Source organism: Oscillospiraceae bacterium, from assembly GCA_015068525.1.
Classification (GTDB): domain Bacteria; phylum Bacillota; class Clostridia; order UMGS1840; family HGM11507; genus SIG450.
The window spans coordinates 1-22,510 of the sequence record SVKJ01000001.1 but is presented as its reverse complement, the minus strand read 5'-3'; the positions used below and the strand labels follow the sequence as shown (position 1 = coordinate 22,510).

Here is a 22,510-nt window from a genome sequence, read left to right as displayed (position 1 = left end):
TGTTTATTTTTTGTGTATCACTCTTGATAATATATACCTTAATATACATTATCAAAAATAATATGCTGTTATTTGTTTATCCAAGGGGGCTTATGCCCCCTCGGAATTAACAAACTAATTATCAAATTTGTAGTATTTAATAGTTGTTTTTGAAATTTCATTTTTATACAATTGAAGTCTTGCACGTGGGTCAGTATTAGTTTCAGGCACTCCGATATATAATGCGATTATCGGATTTTTACCTGTTCCGTAATATTTTTCAATAACTCCCGTCAGGCTAACGGGTATGAATTCAGTTTTATTGTAACTTGTATTTCGTCCCTTAAGAGTTGTTGTGTCCAGCAGTTTGTCATCGCTTACCCATTTAGATATGTTTCTTATATCCTCAATTGTTACAGCATCCATATCTGTTCCTGTTGCATCATAGAAAGAAACAATTACATCAGCATTGTCATCTGCGGAATAACTATATACTCTACCATATATATTCAAAGTAGTTTCCTTAGTAGTATCAAGATTTTCAAGTTTTGATAAATCAAGTTCTATAAGAGCGACACCTGGATAAGTTGTTTTCCCACCGTATACCTTAGTCACATCTCCTTTCATTCCAGTTACGTGAAGATTACTAGTAAGTGTGTCCGGGTATTTAGTTTTAAGCATATTCGCATCATCCATCGCAGAGTCCATATATGTTGATCTTTGCTGTAAATATAGTTCTCCAAATGACACTTCAGCCAATGAAGATGGAGCAACCCATTCAAAGTTAATGGTATATGTTTTTTCGGTTCCGTTACCTGCTGTTACAGCAACTGTATAAGTATCATCATCAACTTTAACAGCATTTGAAACAGTTGCGTAATTACCTGAAGCAGTTGCAAGAATACTGTCAACTGTTACGCCGTAAGAAAGTTTAACTGTCATTGAGCCTGTTTCGTCAAAATCTGCTACATCAATTTCTTTACCGTTAATGGTAAGGGTTTCAAGATCAGCGGATGTATATGAAGGGTCAACCTTCTGATATTCAATATATGGAGGTTCTTCGCCGGTTTTTGAGTAGAATGCAAATTTTAATGCATTTCTTTTACCATCCACTTTGGATAATGCTTCGGCTTCGGTATTATCACAGTATAAAGCGATGGATACACTTTCTGAGCCTTTTGCAAGTTCCTGTTGAATAAGACTTGTAATATTTAATTTATACCAGTCGAGAGTATCACTCGTAGTGATTGTTACTGTATCAATAACAGAGTTTCTATTGGTTATCTGGTTAAGCAAGCTGGCTTCAGTAAACGAAGACAAATCACTTTCTGACCATTCCTGACTGGTTGAGCATACCTGAACCTTAGCAGAATCAAATCCTGGGCTTACGCTGTCTTTATCATGATATGAAGCCCTTCCTTTTAAATAAAGAATGAAATTACTTTCTTCTGCCGCATCTTTAAACTTGGTTAAATCAAGTTTAAGAATAGCAGTGGAAAGATTGGCTACACTACTGGGTCCATATAAACCATCAGTTCTGACCATTAAATATGTATAATCAGTGCGCATTGTACTATTTTCATTGTAGAAGTCATCAGTAACGGCATAAGCCTTTTCATTAACTACAGGTGTTGTAGAAGGATTTGCACTAACGGTTATTCCCTGACCTGTTACAAGGTTACCCTCTGCATCTTTAGAATAAGGGGTTACAACATAGGAATCGTCCTTAAAAGAATCTGCTGTTTTAAAGCCGATACCAAAGATGTTTCCGTTTTCTTTTGCAACTTCAAAAGCAGTTTTTGAAGAGTCATTTTTATCGGCATTTTGAAGGGTATATTCTTTGCCGTTGATTATAACGCCTGCGTCGGTATCGTCGCTGTCAAACGCACCGAAGTGATAGGTATATCCGTCAGTATTATCATAGAAAGTATAACGGATATAAGTATCAGCAAATACTGTTGCACCAAAAGATATTACAAGTGTGCATACAAGGATAAGACTTAATAATTTTTTCATATTTTCTCCTCCCTTCCTTAAGACTCTACAACGTAGGTTGTAATACCGGCGTTTGCATAAGCCTGGCCTTCGCCGTCCAACCATCCGCTAAGTCCGCTTGAAATATTTTCTTTGTTAAGCATTGCCATGATGTCAATTTGGGGTTTTTGATAATTTTTCATATCAATCTTCCTTTCTTTTTATTCATCATATTTATAATATTTAATAGATGTATGTGTACCATACTTAAATGTAAGCTGGAATCTTGTACGGGCATCATCATTGGTTTCAGGAACTCCGATATACAGTGCAATTATCGGATTTACGCCTGTGCCGTAATATTTATCAATAACGCCTGACAGACTGACGGTCATATTCGTTTGCTTCCAGTACTGCCCTGTAAGTGTTGTTGTATCAAGCAGTTTTTCATCGCTTACCCATTTAGATATGTTTCTTATATCCTCAATTGTTACAGCATCCATATCTGTTCCTGTTGCATCATAGAAAGAAACGACAACATCGGCATTTCCACTTGTAGCATAACTGCCAAGTGAACCAAACATATACAAGTTAGTTTCCTTAGTAGTATCAAGATTTTTAAGTTGTGATAAATCAAGTTCTATAAGAGCAACACTTGGATAAAGTGTTGTTCCGCCTGCCTGGGTAGTTGTATCTCCTTTTATTCCGCTTGCGTGAATACTCGTAGTTGTATCCTTATATGTACGCGTAACCATATTCGCATTATCCATAGGAGAGTCTATATACGTTGTTTTTGCCTGCACAAATACAGGAGTGTTAAAGGCTGCTGTAGCAGGTGAAGATGGCAGTGTCAGGGTTTCTTTAAAGGTTACCTTATATTCCTTTGTTGTTCCCTTTTCTGCACTTACGGTAACTTTTGCAAGCATACTGTCAGCTGTTGCCTGAAGGATGATTATATCAACAAACTCACTTCCTGATGCTGTTACCTCAGGAATACCGTCCGATGCTTTCCAGCCATAAGGTAATGAATAGGTATATTCATAAGTATTCTTATCAAAGCCTTCGATTGTTGTGCCTCCTACCTTAAGGTCAGAAAGAACTGTTTCAAACACTTTGAAGTTAAATTTATAGGTTTTTTCCTGTGTTCCGTCGCCCGATTTTACTTTGATTTCGGTTGTACCTGGTACAGATGTTGCCTTAGTTACTTCCGACGTTGCACCAAAGCCTGATAATTTATATGAAATTTCAGGAGGAAGAGTTGTTCCCTCGTCAAGTTCCACGTCATATTCTGTCACATCAGAGTCAAATGAGAAATCGGATACACCCTCAACTTTAACTTCATTAATATCAATCACACTGTCAGGCTCTATAAATTTAACGATAAATGACATATTTTTAGTTGAACCACCTGTTGAGTTTGTGGAATTACCTATTTTTACTTTTGCAGTTTCGCCTTCTTTTACATATACTCTCTTATGATATGCCGAAAAGTCTGCAGGTTTTTCCGCTTCATAAACCATTTTAGTGTCTGCACTTGCCGCTCTTTTGTAGCCTTCCTCTTTTGCCCAGTCCATTCCGCCGCCACCATAAAGGTATATATCTGCAGAGCAGTCAATTGTAAAACTTCCAAGTTCTTCTAAGGCATTAGCTTTATCAAGATAAAGGGCGTCATTCATTATAATCTGTCTGCTCATCTGGACTGCAGTTGCTCCAACAAGGTCATAAGGAATATCAGAATAATAGAAACCAGTCCTGTCGGAGAATATTAAAGTTTTATCTATAGGTAAATTTTTAATATAACTAAAACCTTCGTCTGAAGGGGTTATAGGGGTTACACCGTCTTCTTTAAAGCCGTAATCGGGAACACGCACAGTATCGGTTTTAACATTAACCGCCTGCGTTGATGAGCCTACAGTTTTAAGCATTTTTGCATCGGTTACGCTACCAGGTTTTAATGATAATAAAAGTTTATGCCTTACGGTAGTGCTTCCCTGCTTAACAACAATTCCCACAGTCGTTTTTTCCTTTGCGGAAAGTGAAGTTACTTTTGATACGGTTACTTTGGAAGAAGAGTTTTTCGCTATAACCTGTATATCGGGATTATGAGCATAAGACGGAGGAAGTATAAGTTCGGTTTCTGAATTTTCCTCATTAAAGCCTTCTACTCTTTTACCGTCAACATATATTGCTTCTATCCCACATTCATTTGATAAGAAGGTTGCTTTCGGTGCAAGGATTTTACCGCCTATTACAGAATTTAAGAAGAAACTTTCTACTTTTACTCCGTTTGTATCATTTGGAATTGTTACAGTAACAGAAGGATATCCCTTTTTATCATTTGTAAGAAGAAGCGAATCACTTTGCGCCTCATATTTTTGAATGTCAACTATCTTTCCAAACTTTTTTACAACTGTAACAAAAGAATATGGAACGGGGATATTATCCGTTGTATTAATTTTTCGCACAGTGCAGGAAACCGTCATTTCCCCGCCTGTTAAGGAGTCTTTTGAATAGGTAAAATCAGATACCGCAACAGTTGGCTCCCAGATTTCCTCTGCCTTTGCCGATATAGGTACAGTCGGCAAAATTAAGGAAATCAGCAGTAAAAATACTATTATTTTTTTCATACTTTCCCTCCTTTAGTTCGTTTGCTTATAAAATCTTATTTCGTTAATATTAAACCAGTCGTTTAAAACATTACCGTTACAGATAATTTTTACATATTTTGCTTTAATATTATCAATGTCGTAATCGGTCCACTGTAATGTCAGTCCTGAATTACCTTTAAGTACAGTTGTCCAGTTTTCTCCATCTTCCGATACTAAGAATTCATAAATATAATCTCTTGTGGTTGAGTTATACCACGCTACCGAAATTTTATCGAGTGTTTCAACCTTGTCAAATTCGTAGGTAAGGGTTGCACCGATAGTATTTGCGCCTGCAGGTGTTCCGTGATTATTATCAAGTGCCATATATGCTTCTCTGCCTGCGTAAATGTCGGTTCCTGAGGTAGCGGCAACGGTAATTCTGTCAGTGTCAATACTGTTTACAATATAATCTTCAGCACGTTTAAAGTGCGAAGTTATTCTTGATATTTTACCGATACTGTCATAACTTGAGCCTACCGATAAAAGTTTGCCGAATATTCTCGTTGATGCATATAAGACGCCGTCTTTTTCGATTAATTTGTCCGCAAATTCTCTTTCTTCGGTTATTTTAGTACCTTTTAGTTTCTTAGTTGCTTTTGTAGTATTTAAATCAAGAGAATAAAGAGCGTCCTGAAATTCAAAATTAATATTATCTCCGTTTCTTTCCAGTTTGAATTTTTTATCAACTATTTCACATACTTCAGAAAAAGGAAGATAGCATAATCCGTTTTCGTTAATTATAGGATTATTAAGATGATAATATAAATTGTTATACATAAACTTATTTGAAATTTCAGTTTTTGTTTCGTCAATACTGTCAAAAACGTTAAAAGATTTTGAAGGGATATTGTTATAACCTCTTAATTTAACAAGTTTATAAGCACCGGGTTTTAATTCAAAGTAAGCAATACCGCCTTCTTCGGTAACGTCGCTTATAGCAACCTGATTATTGTTTTCATCGATAATCTGCCATCTGCCTTTATTGAGTCCGTCAACCGTCCATAAAAGTTTTTCTTCATTTCCTTCTGCATAAACTACAACTTCTCTTGATGTTCTTTGAGAATTTTTAGTAAGGTAGGAAACTCTGTCTTTAATTTTTACTCCAACGTGATTACCGCTTTCGTAAAGGTCAGGATTTAAGTAAGGAATTGTATCGTCTGCATCATTTACATACATTACGTTTAAGAAATAATCGGTTTCTTTCGGAGTTTTAGGGTTTACGTCAATTCTCCATTTACCACATTCAATACCTGAAGTTACCGCTTTAACGTAAACGTCACCAACCATATATTCTTTGCCTTCGCCGCCGATTTTTGTAATAGATAAATCGTCGGATTTAGGAAGAAGGGTATAATTTGTAAGTCTGCCGTTATATCCTCTCTCGGTTCTGTCAATAACAGTTTTGTTACCCTCAACTACAGGTTCCTGCTCTGAATGTAGTAACCATGTCTTTTTAAATTCGGGATTTGAACTTGAAACTTTATCAAAAACAATAAGTGCCCCGGGGTATGTATCGTCGAAAAGATTCTGGAACATAAAGGTTCTTGTATATTCCTTTACCTTTTTGGTATATGCATCGGTTAAATCGGTTTTTAAATATGAATAGGAAGGTTTGTTCATATCAGGGCCGTAATCTACGCCAAGCCTTTTAGCGTATATTCGGGAATCGTCTGTCGCCTTTTCGTATCCTGTTGTTCCCTCGTTTACATATCTTCCGTTTTCTTTTAGCTGACCGCCGTCATTAAGTTCTCCCAAGTTGTGGAACTTCATAACCTGGTCAGGGTCATAAACCAGGATACAGTTATGCGCTACAGTTCTGTGCTGATAGTTTGCATAATGATATGAACCTGAATGAACATTTGTTACTTGTTTACCATTATCGTCAACAAATGGCAGACCGCTGTAAACACCTGAATCAAGTGCTAAAGGTCCTTTATAATAAATCATAAAGTTACCGCCGTCTAAGTGCATATGGCCGCCTCTCCATCTGCCTCCGCCCTTCATTGAAACAATCATTGTATTAGCACCGAATCCATCGTCCCAGCTTGTTCTTGCGGTCATCATATTGTTACCTTCGCCTGAATACCAGGTAAGAGGAAGCGCTTCATTTGATTTAAGTTCTAAAGATGTATCATTAAGGATAAGAAAATCCACATAACCGTAAGTACTTTCTGCACCGTCCGCTTCATAGCCGTTAGGTTCTAATTTATATACTTCATACTTATAGAAAGGATTATTATATCTTGATGCTAAAGAAAGCATCGGAGAACTTGCTCCATTATTGTTAAATGCATAATCCCAGATATCTCCGTCCTGCATAAACGCTCCGTCAGTTCTTTTCCTGTAAATCTGCTGAAGGTTCTGAAACTGTTCGTTTTTTGATACCAGACCGCCAAGCCCCATTTTATAAAGAATTGTATTACCTTTGGCTTCACAGGAAAATCTTCCCTTACCGTAAGAGTCGCCTTCTGCATACCACTGGTCATTATTATAATAGAAATTATTTATATGAATCCACTGACTGAAATATCTTCCCGCAACTGCATTCCATATATCGTTATAATCACCGTAAGTTGCAATGGCAAGGCTCATTAATTCTATCTGAAGCCCGCCTTCTGAACCGTGGTCGGAGGAATAAGCGTCAAGTCCTTTAGGAGGCCAGCCTATTTCACCTTTTCCTGCAATCTGAAGTCCTTTTTTTATAAAGAACTCCTTATCTTCTTCCGAAAGCAAGTCGTAACACCAGTCATATACCTTTGATATATATAGAAGCAATCCTGCTCTTGCAAATTTATCATCACCGTCTCCGCCTGAATACTGCAAAGTACTTAAATAATCTTTAAGTCCCGAAACAGCCTTTTTACCGTAGAAGAGATTGTTAATTTTATCTATTCCATACATAAATGCACAACATTCAAGATATTCATGAATTGACTGGTCAAAACTGTAAGCGGCAGTTGAAGTCATCTTACAGTCCTTATCCTGTTTTGCTATATTCTGAACATTTTCCCAAGCTTTTATATTCTCAGGATGAGTAAGATTTTCTTTGATTTTCGGAATATCCGCCTCTCTTAAGAAAATACGGGGATGTTCTTCAGGGGGCGTATATGCAGGGAGAGGAAAATCAAGCCTTTTTTTAGATTCTCCTTCTTCGCCTAATATAAAAGGATCAGGCTTTTGCCCTAAATCGTAGGGAATAAAAAATTCACTTGAAGTAATCAGTATTTTATCGATTGCGACATTAACACGCCTTGGCTGAACACCGATTTCGTTAATTCCCTTTTTAAACTTTGTGGTAACTGTGGGTACCCACATAAATGCCCCGGGTTCGGGTGCTGTAAACCACAAAGATGGCATATGACCGTTAACATCCACCCAGAAGTTACCGCTTCTGGAACTATCATTTATAAGAAAATGTATTCTTACCCATACGGTATAGTATTTATCATTTTCCGATTCCACTAAAAACTGAAGGTCATTCCCGCCCTGTTCTTTTTTTCTTCCCTGAGGGTCATTATTAAGAGATGACACAGACGGATTAAGAATCACACCTCCTGAGGCTTCTTTATGTTCTCTCGTTTTCCATCCGCCAAGGATATATCCATCCTCCGCTTCAAACATAGCAAATTCGTCTTCAAGTTTTATTAAGGGAACCTTTTTTTCTTCTTCTGCAAATGTAAGCACAGAAGAAAACATTGAAAGTAAAATAGAAACAATTATCAGACTTACTATAGTTTTAGACTTTGTTATAGTTTTCATTGCTGGTCTCCTTTCAAAAATTTAAATTCATCCGGAATTAACTTAAACGGATTTCCTCCCTTAAAAGGAATTTCACCGTATATTGCGGCAACTAAAGCCCTTTGAGTTTCTTCATAGAAATTGTAGCAGTTTATAAATGTATGGAAATTAAAGAAATGGTCAAAATATAAATTCGGAGTTCCCATACTTATGCCGAATGATTTTTCTTCACCGCGGTACATAACATAATTGAAACTTTCCTTTTCGTCTTCCCTGAAATGATTGTTAAGACCTCTCATAAGATATCCTATATATATGATAAGGTCACAGTTATTTGAAATGTCCTCAATTTCCTCATAACTGTATAAGTTACGCTTTATGTAAAATTCTGCGCCTCTTTTATTGAATTCTTCCTTCATAATTTTAAGGCTTTCAATCTGTTCATCATCATAGGATAATACAACGGCGGTAACGCGTTTTATAATCTTTTTATCAACGGGAAGAATGTTCTTTTTATTTGTTACAAGAGTAAGTCCGTTTTGTGCAATTTTTTGATTAACGTTTTTAACATATTTATTTACTTCCGAGACACTGTCATCGGCACAGGTATAACCTTCTTTAAACATACCGAGTTTTTCTTTCATTTCAAGAACTCTTCTGCATGCATCATCAATTCGCTCTATTGACACCCTGCCTTCTTTTACTGCGTTTTCTATTATATCTATATAATCATCATTCACACCTAAGATAACATCATTACCTGCGTTTAGTGCGGCTATGTATATTTCCTTTTCATCACAATCGAAAACATCCATAATACCTTTCATACCAATGCCATCGGTTACAACAACTCCCGAAAAGCCCATCTTTTCTTTTAAGAGTTCAGTTATAATTTTATATGAAACGGTAGCAGGTATATATCTTCCGTTAATTTTAGTATTATCGTATCCCGGAAAAGACTGATGACCTATCATAACCGAGTAAACACCCGCATCTATCAGTTCTTTAAAAAGTTTACCCTGCCTTTTTTCCCATTCTTCATAGGTTATATTAAGCATAGAAGCACTTGCGTGAGGGTCACGGTATTCAATTTCATCCGAACCGGGAAAATGCTTGGCAGTTGCGGCAACTCCCTGCTCCTGCGCTCCTTTTACTGCGGCAATTGCCATTTTTGAAACCTTTTTAGGATCATCCGAGAAAAGCCTTCCCCAGTTAATAACAGCATTACGGTTAGCAAGATCAACTTCAGGCCACCATAACCAGCTTGAGCCTGTACTCTTTAACTGCCTTGCTCTTGAAGCACCTGCATCATAAGCCATTTGTTCATCATCCGTTGCGCCAACTGCAACACAGTCTGCCACAAAACTAAGTTCACTAAAAGCGTGCTTTATACCATTCATATTATCCATAGCAGATAATATCGGCACTTTAAGTTTACTGTTATATCCTTTAATTCTTGTTTTGGAATCTTCTGCATAAGCAACCGCTTCGGTTGCTATATCGTCCATATTAACATTGGTAAAACGGATGGCGCCTATTGACCACATTCCGCCATAAGGGGTCTTAGAAAGGTCGGACATATCGTTGCTTATAAAAGCAAGTGCAGTCTGGCCTATTTTTTCACGCAAACTTAAGTCTTCCAATTTTATTTTCAAATGTATCATTCCTTTCCGTTAAGGGCATTTTCAAATCTATATTAAATACTCTTTATCGCTTTACAATTTTATTATATTTATTTCCTTATTACAATAAAAGACAATGAATAAATTTTTATAGTCAAATTTTTACTCTTTTTTTTATTACTTACTAATTATAACAGTTTTTTGCACAAATTTCATTTCCAAATTACGGAAATATTTTATTTTTCCATTAATAACTAAAAGAAAAAAATAAAAAGACTGGACAACATTTTACTTTTATGATATGCTAAAAAAAAGGAGGTCAAGATGTATGAAAGAAGTTCAGGCCGAAATATTTATAAACAAAAATATTCTTACTTTTTTACATATGCATTCTAAAATAGAAATGCTTTTTTGCCTTGAGGGAGAATTGGAAGTAATTATAGGAAAGCATAAAAAAGTTATTGGCGAAAACAGTTTTGTGTTTATTATGCCTTATACCATTCATTCTTTTCAGACTGTTAAACATTCCAAAACACTTGCAATATCTCTTTCTAAAGATACACTTCCCTTGTTTCACAGTTACCTTAACCGTCAGGTTGATAATCCTTTCGTTGAAAACTTTGTGCATCCTGATATTGATTACATTACAAAAAAACTGTGCGTATCCGAAAGAAGCACTTTGGAATACGAACAGTTCATCGGTTATGTTTATGTTCTTTTGGGAATTCTTTTTAAGAAAATGGAATTCAGTAGTTCTGATAAAAAAGTTACCACCGAATTTCTTCCCGATGTTTTAAGTTTTATTGAAAAGAACTTTCAGAATGAAATAACACTTAATGATATTGCGTACAGTGTTGGATTAAATCCGTCTTACTTGTCACGGACTTTTTCTGATAAGATTGGCTATCCTATTACAAAATATATAAATGAGGTGCGTATAGATCACGCGAAGTCTATGCTCTTATCAACCGACACACCAGTGACGGATATTGCTTTTGCAAGCGGATTTACTTCTATAAGAACGTTCAACAGGGTATTTATGGAGCATACGGGTATTACCCCTAAAGAATACAGGCACGACAAAAATAAGACGGGATATTATGAACCTATTACAACAAAACAACTAAAAGATGTGTTAACTGTTTCAGGAATTCCTGCATACAAAAAAATTACTTTTTATAAATAATTTAAATTTTTTAAAAAAATCACCAAAATGGGGACTGTCCCTTTTTTGGTGATTTTTATATAATTTTTATATTTTAAATATTCCGAATACATCAAGAACTGATGATAGTAATATCAAGACGATAAATACAGGTGCTATATATTTAATAACAAGTGTGAATAATTTTTCTCTTTTAAATTTACCTGTCAAAGAAACTTCTTCAATAATCGCGTAAGGCTTAATTACATAACCTATAAATACGCTTGTTAAGAATGCAACAACAGGCATTATAACACTGTTACTTATAAAATCAAAGAAATCTAAAAACTGCATTCCGATAACGGTAATCTCAGACCATATACTGTAACCGAAGCAGGATACAAGCCCTAACGCAACAGAGAAAATGTAAACTATAATACAAGATATTGTTCTTTTTATTTTCATCTTATCGCAAATTATTGAAACAACAGTTTCCATAAGCGAAATAGACGAAGTTAGTGCTGCAAGTAAAACAAGAATAAAAAATACTGTTCCTATCAGATGCCCCATCCACATTGTATCAAAGATTTTCGGCAAAGCAACAAACATAAGACTTGGCCCTTTTCCCATAGCAGCAGGATCTCCACCTGAGAAAACGTAAGTTGCTGGGATAATCATAAGTCCTGCTAAAAATGCAATACCAGTATCAAAAAGTTCAATTTGTTTAACTGAAGATTCAAGGCTTACCTCTTTTTTCATATATGAACCGTATGTAATCATAATCCCCATAGCAAGTGACATTGAATAAAACATCTGCCCCATTGCGCCTAAAACAGTCTGAATAGAAAATTTTGAAAAGTCAGGAAGAATGTAATATAAAACCCCGTCAAGAGCACCTGGTAAACACATCGAATATACCGCAATAATCATTGAAAGTAAAATAAGAACAGGCATCATAACTTTGCTTACTTTTTCTATACCTTTTTCAACACCGAAAAGTACAATTACTGCTGTCACTGTCATAAATATCATAAACCATACTACAGGGCTTTGCGCATTTGTAATAAAATCTGTAAAATATGAATCAGTAGCAGCAAAACTTCCTGCACCTGATATAAATACTGTTAAATATTTTGTAACCCAACCGCCTATAACCGAGTAATAAGGAAGTATTATCACAGGTACCAAAGCGGCAAGATAGCCAATAAAACTATATTTTTCATTGAGTTTTTTAAATGCACCGATAGCACTCAAGCCGGTTTTTCTGCCTATAGCAATTTCCCCTATCATAAGGGCAAAACCAAAGGTCAACACAAGGCATATATATGTAAGAAGGAATATACCTCCGCCATATTTAGATGCAAGATATGGAAATCTCCATATATTACCTAATCCGACTGCCGAACCTGCCGCAGCAAGAACAAAGCCGAGTTTCCCCGTAAAATTCCCTCTTTTTTCATTTCCCATTGTAAAATCCTCCATTTTAGTCTTTTCTTAGTTTGTTATTTATTTCTTCTGAATATCTTACTGTTTCCATCGCGTCTTTTGCATATTTATCTGCACCGATTAAATCTGCATATTCCTGATTTAAAACTGCTCCTCCGACAATAACCTTACACCATGATGCTTTTTCTTTAATCAGCCTGATTGTTTCCTCCATCGAGGGTACTGTAGTAGTCATTAGCGCACTAAGACCGCATAGCGGAGATTTAAGTTTTATAACTTTATCTAAAATTTCCTCAGACGGTACATCTTTTCCTAAATCAACAGTATTAAATCCATAATTTTCTAAAAGCAATTTAACTATATTCTTACCGATATCGTGGATATCGCCTTTCACTGTTGCAAGAACAACCGTACATTTATCCTTGCTTTTCTCTCCCACAGATGCTTCCTTTATTTTTTCAAAAGCGTACTTTGCCGCTTCTGCACTCATAAGAAGTCCGGGAAGATATACAGTTTTATTTTCAAATCCCATACCAACTGTGTCAAGTGCAGGTATAATTTCATTTTTTACAATATCAAGAGGTGGTGTTTCCTTTAATAATTCTTTCGTAATCTGCCCCGCTTTTTCCTTAAGACCTTTTAATATTGCATCCTGAAGTTCAGATTTTGACTCCTCTTTCTTATTTGACTGAATTTCCTTAGTTTCCTTACTCACAGTAACAGGAAGTGTGGTTGTAAAGTCTATATACTTTACACAGTTTTCATCCTTGCCGTTTATGGCTAAATATGAGTAATATGCTTTTAGCATATCATAAGAATAAGGGTTCATAATAGCTGAAGACAAGCCGTTTTGCATTGCAAGTGTGAAAAATGAACTGTTAATTATTTCCCTCTCAGGAAGACCAAAAGAAACATTTGATACGCCAAGAATTGTGTGGCATAAAAGTTCACGTTTTATAATATTTACTGCTTTTAGCGTTTCTTTACCTGCATTATTATCTGAACTTATTGTAAGTGCGAGAGGGTCAAATACAATATCTTTTTTAGGTATATTATATTTTTTTGCTTCTTCAAGTATTTTTTTTGCTATATTAACTCTTCCCTCTGCAGTATCGGGTATGCCGTTTTCATCTAAAGTAAGTGCTACGATAACTCCTCCATACTTTTTATAAAGAGGGAAAACTATATCCATACTTTCTTTTTTTCCGTTAACGGAATTTATCATTGCCTTTCCGTTATAACGCCTTAAGGCAAGTTCCATAGCAGTTATATCAGACGTATCGATCTGCAAAGGAAGATTTACTACTGCCTGAAGTTCGGTAACTGCAGTCTTTAACATACTTACTTCGTCTATGTCGGGAAGACCGACATTGACATCTAAAATATGAACTCCCTTTTCCCCTTGTGAAATCCCTTCTTTTAAAATATAATTTATATCATTTGATTTCAAGGCTTCTTTAAATGCTTTTTTACCTGTAGGATTTATTCTTTCTCCTATAAGTACAGGTATATCAGAAAAAGTAACTGTATGAGTATAAGAGGAAACACAGGTTATCCCCTTATCATAACAAGGTTTTGGAGTAATATCTTTTGCCTTTTCAAAAAGTGCTTTTATATACTCAGGTGTTGTACCGCAACAACCTCCGACAACTCTTATGCCCTCTTTTATAAGTTCTGATATTTCATTTGCAAATTCTTCCGGCTCAACATCATAAACTGCTTTACCGTCAACTGCTTTCGGAAGTCCTGCATTAGGTTTTAATATAACGGGTATTGATGAATACTCAAGATACTTTCTTGCTACTTTTGAAAGTTCTTTCGGACCGAAAGAACAATTCATACCAATAGCATCTGCACCCATTCCCTCTAACATCGCAATAACTGCATGAGGGTCTGCTCCTGTAAAAAGACATCCGTCTTCACTATACGCGTTAGACACAAAAACAGGCAAGTCACAGGTTTCTTTAGCGGCAAGAAGTGCGGCTTTTGTTTCATAAGTATCGTTCATTGTTTCAATAAATATTAAATCAACGCCGTATTTAACACCGATTTCAACAGTTGTTTTAAAATTTGAAACTGCATCTTCAAAATCTAAATCTCCAAGAGGTTTTAACATTCTGCCAAGAGGCCCTATATCAAGAGCAACCCACTTGTGTTGTGCCCCGTTACTTTCTTCCCTTGCTCTTTTTGCATTTTCTACAGCGTATTTTATAATATCATCAAGTTCATCAATTGAAAATTTCAGTAAGTTAGCACCAAAAGTATTGGTGTTTACTATATTGCTTCCGCTGTTATAATAATCACAGTGGATTTTTGTTATCACGTCCGGATGGCTTATATTCCACATTTCAGGAAATTCGCCGGGTTTAAGCCCCTCTTTTTGCAAAAGCGTTCCCATACCGCCATCTAAAAATATTAAATTGTTTTTTAAATATTCTCTTAAAGTCATTTTTCTCTCCTGAAAAGACAATTTTTATTAGCACACATACTGCATCCCTCTTTTTTTTCGCAAGGCAAATCAGATATGCCTATTACGGCTGTAACCGATTTTGAAGGTGACATAACAAGACTTTCATTAAGAGTAAGACCTATTTTTTTTTCAGGAGTAAGTACTTTGAAAATCTCTTTTTGAAACTCTATGGGTAAATCTCCATATCCTGCACTAAAACGAGGAACAGTATAATTATTTTTATTTATTTCATTATTAAATACATTACATAAACTTTCAATTCTTTCGGCACCTATTGCCTGAAATATCAATGCTTTAAGCGGAGATGTTTTAGAATACTTTATTATGAGCCTGTCAATCCCTACACCGATTGTAGCAGCAAATATAATGGCTTTTTTACAGTTCCTTAAATTTTTACTTAAATCTTTTGAAAAAACTTTAAAAAATCCTAAATCAACATAATTTTCTTTTAAAGATATTTCAAAGAAACTGTAACATACTTTATAAGAAATCTGATTGTTAATTTCTTCCAAACATTCTGATAAAATTCCATCAATCTCTTTACTTAGTTCTTTTGCGCCCATATACCTTAAAATCTCTTTTTTATTAATTTTGGGTGCATCATAAGTTTTTACATAAATTTCAGTATCCATTATTACCTCAAAATATTAGATAAATTTCTCTGAATTTCTGCCGCAACAAATGGATTATTCATTGAATAAACGTGAACATTTTTTATACCGTTGGCAAAAAGGTCAATAATCTGGTCAGTTGCATAAATAATTCCCGCCTGACGCATCGTTTCGGGAGAATATCCGAATTTATCAACAAGGCTCTTAAATCTCTGCGGCATAAAAGAACCCGAAAGGCTTATTGCTCTTTCAACCTGTTTTGCGTTGGTAATAGGCATTATGCCCGGTATGACAGGAACCGTTATTCCCGCTTCACGAATTTTATACATAAAGGAATAAAATAAATTATTATCAAAAAACATCTGGGTAGTTAAAAAAGAACACCCAGCATCTACTTTTTCCTTTAAATATTTTATATCTTCTTTACTATCCTTGCTTTCAGGATGAATTTCAGGATAACATGCTCCACCTATGCAAAAATCTGCTCCGCTTTCCTTAAGTTCCCTTACCAGATCTATTGCATTTTTATAATCCCAGTTATCTCTTCTTTGACCTTTTAATTCTTCAGTCAAGTCGCCCCTTAAAGCCATTACATTTTCAATTTTTAAGTCAATCAAATCTTTGATACGTTCTTTAACAGTATTTCTGGTAGATGAAACGCATGTAAGGTGAGCCAGAGTAGGAACATTATACTTCTCTTTGATATTTTTTGCTATCTCAAGAGTATATTTACTTGTCCCCCCGCCTGCACCGTATGTAACACTCATAAAAGATGGTTTAAGTTTTGCTATCTCCTCAGTTGCTGTTTTCACAGTATCAAAATTAGAATCGGTTTTCGGAGGAAAAACTTCAAAAGATAATAAGAATTTATCTCCGTTTAAAATATCAGTTAATTTCATTACAAATCTTGCCTTTCGGAAAAATATATATAATTATACTCTTAATTGCCTTTTTTGTCAAACATTAGGTTTAAATTATAACAGGAACGATATACTAAAAGAAGGTGATAAAATGTCTGGATTAATTTCATTATTTTTACTGTTCCCTTTCTTTTCTCTTGTTTGCAGTGTTATAAAGCAGGAAACACCCATAGTTCTTAATTCACTTCTTGTTATAGGAATAATCTTAATTTCCTTTTATCTTAATAAAAAAATACCTGTACTTAAGAAAAGCACCTTCCTGTCAATTATGCTATTTGTTCTTTTTTCTTTGTTTTTAGGGAAAACTTTAAACTTTTATACCAAAATTCCAAATTGGGATAAATTTTTACATTTTGTATCAGGAATTATTTTTGCAAGGGTGGGAAAAGAAATATATGTTAAAATAAATGGTGACGGAAATATACCTCTTATGATTTTATTTGTTATTTTATTTGCATCTTCAATATCCGGTCTATGGGAAATATGGGAATTTACAAGTGACTTTATTTTAAAAACCAACGCTCAGAATAACTCTCTTTTTGATACTATGACTGATATGATTTTAGGAAACTTAGGAGGAATTGTTTATTTGCTTCTTTGGAAAATTAAAAAACAGGGGTAGATTTAAAATCATTCCCCTGTTATTTTGCTTTAGTTTTCATTCCACTTATAATAAACTTTATCAACATCAAAGAAAGTTTTATTTATAAACTCTTTCTTTGTTCTCATATTAAATCTGTCTAAATTAAATCTTTCTGAAATAATAACATTATCTTCTGTCTTTATCGTACGCATAGCATTACTTACAGGGCAGAAATAGTCATATCCCATATTCTTAAGATATTTAAGCCTTTCGTCCCCTTCTCCCAAGTGATATCCAAATGGGCTTATGTAAATATCAGGTTGTAAAACTACATCAAAAATTCGTTCTTTAAAACGATTAGTGTCATACGAAAGGTCATCCATTCCTACATTACCGTCTTTAAAATAATCGTTGTGGGTATAACTGTGACAGGCAATAAGCCAGCCTGTGTTTTTAAGTGCTGTGGCAACCTCTGTTGCCTCTTTGGTTAATTTTTCTTTTTCCTCGCCTTCGGCTTTTATAAAATTGTATCCGAATACACCCTCATAACCTGTTACGGCTACAATTCCTTTTGCACCTCTATATGAAAAGTCAGGATGTTCTTTTACAAACTCGTCAAGTATTGGCATAACATCGCCGTCTTTTGTGTTTTCAACTTTGCCGTCAGGAGTTTTAACATTGGTTAAGATATATCCGTCATCCCCAACAACTAACTTATCGCAAAAACCATCGGGGTCCATATAGTCATAGTAATTAACATCGTCAATTGATATTATAAGAGGTTTTTTACCCTCAGGAATTATTATCTTTTCTCCCGCCTTTATATCCTTTAGCGAATAAAGAATAAAATCTCTTTCGTAAAGTTCGGGAAGCATATTTTTAAATTCGGAAACTGTTGTCATCCACATATCGTAACCTTCGTGCTTATAATCATTATCAAAAGCAAGTTCGGGATAAACTATAAGACTATGGAAAAAAACATGGTAAACCTGCCCGTCATATTCGCAAAGTTTGCTTTTTATATTTAATATTTCCTCTTTTAAACTTTCAAGTTTTTTGTCTTTATAGCCTGAGTTTTCTATTAAGTCAAGTGCTTCTTGATAAAAATATCCGTTTGAAAGTTCTTTTGCTTTACTTAAAACATTTCCGATTTCTTCATTCTTTGCTTTTATACTTACTGTAATTAGCACTCCTGAAAGTATAATACATAATATAAGTGATATACTGATTAAAATTTTATATTTCTTAATAAATTCTATTAATTCCATCAAAACCACCCCTTAGGCACTCGGGAGCCAAACCCCTTATGCCTTAAATTTGTTAAATTTTAATCTTTTCAACTTGGCGTCCTCGTAAGGCGACAGCCTGACTTCGTCCTTCGCATTAAAAATCTTAAAAATTTCCCTGCATTTAAGGTCGAAGAGTTTAAAATTTAGAAATTTTGTTTAAGTCAAAGAAATTTCAAGGATGATACTTACGTATATCCGCAGGAATTTCTGCAGGATTAAGCGAAATTTCTAATTTCAAACCATAAGGTGTTCGACTCCCGAGTGCCTAAGTACATTATAAAACAAATTTCGGCATTTGTCGACAGTATTTTTTGTAAAAAAAGAGGTGCTTTAAAAATCAATTTTGATAAAATCCCCTAATTAAAAAAGCACACCACAAGGGTGTGCCGAAAAAGTGTTTCCCTCGGTTTCGTTACCACACTACACCGATATTTATTCTCATATGAAAGATAAAGAGAGAACACCTTTTACCAAGGTAGTATCTCCCCTCACGGATATAAAAATTTATCGCAAATTAAATTGTAGTGTGGTATGATACAATAATAACATATTTTTTTAAAAAAGTAAATATAGTTTAAAAAAATAACATAAGGCATAAAAAATGCATCGAAAAGTAACAATTCTTTTTCGATGCTTTTTTCCTTTTATATGTCACGAAAACCTCTGCCTATTATTTCACTGCTTGATGTTATAATAACAAAAGCGTGAGGATCAATATTCTTAATTTCTTTCCTTAGTCTTACTGCCTCTATACGTTTACATACTGTGTGAAGCATTACTTTTTCTTCGTTTGTAAATTCTCCTGTAACCACACTTGCCGTAACACCATGATGAAGATTTTCAATAATATATCTTGAAATTTCCTCTCTTTTTTCTGTTATAACAATAAAATATTTACAAACATTAAGATTTTCTATAACACCGTCAACAATAAACGCTTTTGAAAATAAGCCTAAAAGTGAGAATAACCCTGTTTGCACATTAAATATTATAAACGAACTTGACGCTACTAAAAAGTCAACCACTAAAAGTGCCTTTCCGACATCAATGCTCGTATATTTCTTTAAAATAAGCGCTGCAATATCCGTTCCTCCCGATGATGCATCAACATTAAAAATCATTGCAGCACCGATAGACGTTAAAAGCATTGCATAAACAAGTTCAAGTAAAGGCTGATTGGTAAGTGGTGCATTTAACGGCACTACAATCTCTAAAAGATATGTAACAGCAGAATAAAACATACTGCAATACACAGTTTTTATTCCGTTCCCACGTCCTAAGAATATAAAACCAATTATAAGAAGAACTATATTAAGCCCCCAAATCCATATACCTGCAGAAATGGGAGTTATCTTTGCCAAAATTGTGCCGATACCTGTTACTCCTCCTGTAGCAAATCCGTTTGGAATCTTAAAGAAATATACTCCGAAAGCAACCAACAGACTCCCAAGAGTCATAACAAGAAAATCTTTAAATTTAGACCTTTCTTTCATTTATCTGTAAACCTCTTCACATTCTATATATTTAACCATAAGTTCAGGATGTTTTTCTTTTATAATATCTGCAGTATATCTCATTCCGTCACGTTCTGAACCGACATGCCCTAACACCATAAGTGTTTTATTATAACCTAACTGGTCAGCATCTCTTGCGTATTCAGCATAAGCCCATTCAGAGGTTTCCCCTACTATTATAATTTCACTTTTTTCATTTTTAAGCTCAATTCCTACATTATTACCAGGCGAGCCAAACATTCCTGATATAACGGTTGACGGTTTATTTAAAGTCCCTGCTATACGCACATATTTTACACCAAGTTTTTCTTTTATTATTTCTGATAGTTCAAGTGCAGTAACAGGCTTATCAAGATGAAATCTTACAAGGTCAAAAACATCAGTTGTTTCAAGTTTACCTTTTAAATCTAAATATTTAAATTCCCCTGCTGCAATAATATCAGGTACAGTGTAATGAGGATGGTCGTGATAACGATAAATTGTAAGACCTGATTCTTCAACAAGCTTCATCTTTTCTTTTACTATGTAGTCAGGCTCTCCTTCTTTATAATTATAATATAAAGGTTCGTGGACAATCAGTAAATCTGCTCCCCACTCTTTTGCTTCTTTTATAACATTAACGGTAGGAAACATGGTAACTGCCACTTTGTTTATCTCTATGTCAGGATTACCGCATTTACACGAATCTCCCAAAGGACTATATTCTCTTTCTATCGCTAAAGAGAAAAGTTCTTCCATAAGTTCTATTGCTTTCATATTTATCACCCAAAATTATTTTAACATTTAAAAATTAAAAAAGCAATACATATAAAAAAGTTGCGTATTAAACGCAACTTTTTATTTTTATAAATTTAGGATTCAAGTTCGTAAACTAAATCGTAATGTGAAACGCCTACACCTGCGTAATCGCCATTTTCCACAAGCCAACCTGCTAAGGAGGCAATATTCTGTTTAGATTCGATTTTTGATATATCCATATTTGGTTTAATATAATTTTTCATAATCTTTTTCCTCCTTTTTATTATTCCCAACAAAGTGACACACTGTAATTAGGATTATATGTAGTTGTATTATTATGTCTTATGAGTCTCAATGCCGGTGTATTAGCAGTATTGTCACATTCAATATCTATTATCTGCAAAGCGATTTTAACAGTGGTTTGATTTGCTTTTATAGCATCTTTAACAATACTTGTTACATCAATTCCACAAGGACAAAAATCATTAGTTGCAGTTTTATCTGTTGAAACATCTGCAGCTTTAGGAATTACAAATGTACCGCCTACTTTACCTAATTTCGTTGTGTCATCATACGCTCTTGCGGCTAAAACAATATTTTTTGCACCATCTAAGTTTTCAGCATATACATTCGAAGTACTTAATGAAATAACATCCGCAGATTTCATTCCATCCACGATATTGAAGGTATAAACTAAATATCTTTCACTACTAGAACTTTCTAGTGGAAAAGCATACAAATTATTGTTATTTGTTGCAGTTGAATATGATGTGCCATCATATCCTACACTGATGTACTCAGTCGGTCTTGCAACATTAGATGATGTAGTTGAATAATACTTATCCCTGTCATATGTATGAAAATTAAATTTATATGTTTTAGTTTCTTTGTTTTCAGCTGTAACTGTTACGGTCAGATAATTCGCATATTCACCATTTTCATCAAAATTTTGAGTAGGTATAATATGAGCATTATCACCTCTGTTTGAAGTAAGAACAGGCTCAGATATTATAGCATTTGGATCTTCCGCAGTAAGAAGAAGTTTTACGTTTGTTAAATTATTATTGGTTGCATTTGCAAAACTCCCGTATATAGTATATTCAGTTATATCAGGATCAAACGCAGGCTCCATTGAAGCCATAAGCCCACCTTTGTTTGGCTGAGCTCTGATAATTGCAACACTCGCAAGATTTGCATTTGAAGATAATTTCTTCTCATTATTCACAAAATCATATTCCTGTTCAGCACCTAATTTTTCTCCAAATTTATTAACAGAATATGGCTGAACTTTAAAAGATTTCATACTACCTTTAACGCCAGCTATATCATCGAAGGCTATACCGTATAAACCTGCTTTGCTTGTTGTGTTACCGTCTTTAACATAACTGTATTTTTCACCATTGTAATATACACCAACATCACTTGCAAGCTGTGTCCCGCTTTTTGTGCTATTATTAGTGTATTTCCCGAACACATAGAATGCAGGTATGCCTGTTTCATCATCTACGCCGTAAAAAATATGTTCAACACTTGGTGCTGCGAAAACTGAAACTGCTGAAAGCATCATAACAACTGCTAAAATTAAAGCAATTTTTTTCATTAAAATCTCTCCTTTTATATTTTAGTTAAAGGCTTTATATTGTATATATTCTATATACAATCAAATGGGTATACCCATTTTGCCTTTTTTTAAATTTTCCTTTTATAATATTTTACCATTTTTTAAATAATATCGTAAATAAACTATTCGGACAATTGTGATATATTTGAACATCAATATCTTGGTTTTGGATCAGGGATTGTATTATACGGTTGACTCTTTGCACGGGTACGG

Annotated in this window: 14 protein-coding genes; 2 read left to right on the top strand and 12 right to left on the bottom strand. The window is 34.6% G+C overall.

Translation table 11 applies throughout. From position 1 onward, the window contains the following. Window positions 1-114: 114 nt before the first annotated feature. The 4 genes from E7419_00070 to E7419_00055 all read right to left on the bottom strand — a co-directional run bounded on the left by E7419_00070 (window position 115) and on the right by E7419_00055 (window position 10,003). Complete coding sequence (locus tag E7419_00070) at window positions 115-1,995, bottom strand: hypothetical protein (GenBank protein MBE7013584.1); 1,881 nt, start codon at window positions 1,993-1,995, stop codon at window positions 115-117. A gap of 179 nt (window positions 1,996-2,174) precedes the next feature. Next, window positions 2,175-4,580: a hypothetical protein gene (locus tag E7419_00065; protein ID MBE7013583.1), complete on the bottom strand. Its 2,406-nt coding sequence runs from the start codon at window positions 4,578-4,580 to the stop codon at window positions 2,175-2,177. Window positions 4,581-4,592: 12 nt separating this feature from the next. Continuing rightward, a complete protein-coding gene (locus E7419_00060; protein MBE7013582.1) occupies window positions 4,593-8,360 on the bottom strand; it encodes a discoidin domain-containing protein in 3,768 nt (1,255 codons plus the stop codon). Next, window positions 8,357-10,003: a glycoside hydrolase family 3 protein gene (locus E7419_00055; GenBank protein MBE7013581.1), complete on the bottom strand. Its 1,647-nt coding sequence runs from the start codon at window positions 10,001-10,003 to the stop codon at window positions 8,357-8,359. Before E7419_00055 ends, E7419_00060 begins: the two co-directional genes overlap by 4 nt. A gap of 259 nt (window positions 10,004-10,262) precedes the next feature. On the opposite strand from E7419_00055, the gene E7419_00050 reads away from it, so the two are divergent. Next, window positions 10,263-11,147: a helix-turn-helix domain-containing protein gene (locus E7419_00050; protein ID MBE7013580.1), complete on the top strand. Its 885-nt coding sequence runs from the start codon at window positions 10,263-10,265 to the stop codon at window positions 11,145-11,147. A 66-nt stretch (window positions 11,148-11,213) separates the two neighbouring features. Here E7419_00050 and E7419_00045 read toward each other — a convergent pair whose 3' ends face one another. Genes E7419_00045 through metF form a run of 4 tightly spaced genes read right to left on the bottom strand, consistent with a single transcriptional unit; the run spans window position 11,214 to window position 16,531 of the window. Continuing rightward, window positions 11,214-12,572, bottom strand: coding sequence for a sodium-dependent transporter (locus E7419_00045; protein MBE7013579.1), 1,359 nt, complete (start codon window positions 12,570-12,572; stop codon window positions 11,214-11,216). A gap of 16 nt (window positions 12,573-12,588) precedes the next feature. Beyond that, window positions 12,589-15,000 carry a homocysteine methyltransferase gene (locus tag E7419_00040; GenBank protein ID MBE7013578.1) on the bottom strand — a complete coding sequence of 804 codons (2,412 nt, stop codon included), beginning with the start codon at window positions 14,998-15,000 and terminating at the stop codon, window positions 12,589-12,591. Further along, window positions 14,997-15,653 (bottom strand): Vitamin B12 dependent methionine synthase activation subunit, encoded by a 657-nt coding sequence (locus E7419_00035; GenBank protein ID MBE7013577.1) that lies wholly within the window; start codon window positions 15,651-15,653, stop codon window positions 14,997-14,999. The genes E7419_00040 and E7419_00035 overlap by 4 nt, the downstream gene beginning before the upstream one ends. Before the next feature lie 2 nt (window positions 15,654-15,655). Continuing rightward, window positions 15,656-16,531 carry a methylenetetrahydrofolate reductase [NAD(P)H] gene (gene metF / locus E7419_00030; protein MBE7013576.1) on the bottom strand — a complete coding sequence of 292 codons (876 nt, stop codon included), beginning with the start codon at window positions 16,529-16,531 and terminating at the stop codon, window positions 15,656-15,658. Between the two features lie 112 nt (window positions 16,532-16,643). On the opposite strand from metF, the gene E7419_00025 reads away from it, so the two are divergent. Beyond that, window positions 16,644-17,174, top strand: coding sequence for a DUF2238 domain-containing protein (locus E7419_00025; protein MBE7013575.1), 531 nt, complete (start codon window positions 16,644-16,646; stop codon window positions 17,172-17,174). A gap of 29 nt (window positions 17,175-17,203) precedes the next feature. Here E7419_00025 and E7419_00020 read toward each other — a convergent pair whose 3' ends face one another. From E7419_00020 to E7419_00005, 4 genes are all read right to left on the bottom strand, one after another. Beyond that, on the bottom strand, window positions 17,204-18,403 hold the full coding sequence (locus E7419_00020) for a hypothetical protein (protein MBE7013574.1): 1,200 nt from the start codon (window positions 18,401-18,403) through the stop codon (window positions 17,204-17,206). Window positions 18,404-19,068: 665 nt separating this feature from the next. Further along, window positions 19,069-19,917 (bottom strand): YitT family protein, encoded by an 849-nt coding sequence (locus E7419_00015; protein ID MBE7013573.1) that lies wholly within the window; start codon window positions 19,915-19,917, stop codon window positions 19,069-19,071. Beyond that, window positions 19,918-20,694 (bottom strand): hypothetical protein, encoded by a 777-nt coding sequence (locus E7419_00010; GenBank protein ID MBE7013572.1) that lies wholly within the window; start codon window positions 20,692-20,694, stop codon window positions 19,918-19,920. A 265-nt stretch (window positions 20,695-20,959) separates the two neighbouring features. Further along, complete coding sequence (locus E7419_00005) at window positions 20,960-22,276, bottom strand: hypothetical protein (protein ID MBE7013571.1); 1,317 nt, start codon at window positions 22,274-22,276, stop codon at window positions 20,960-20,962. Window positions 22,277-22,510: the final 234 nt, after the last annotated feature.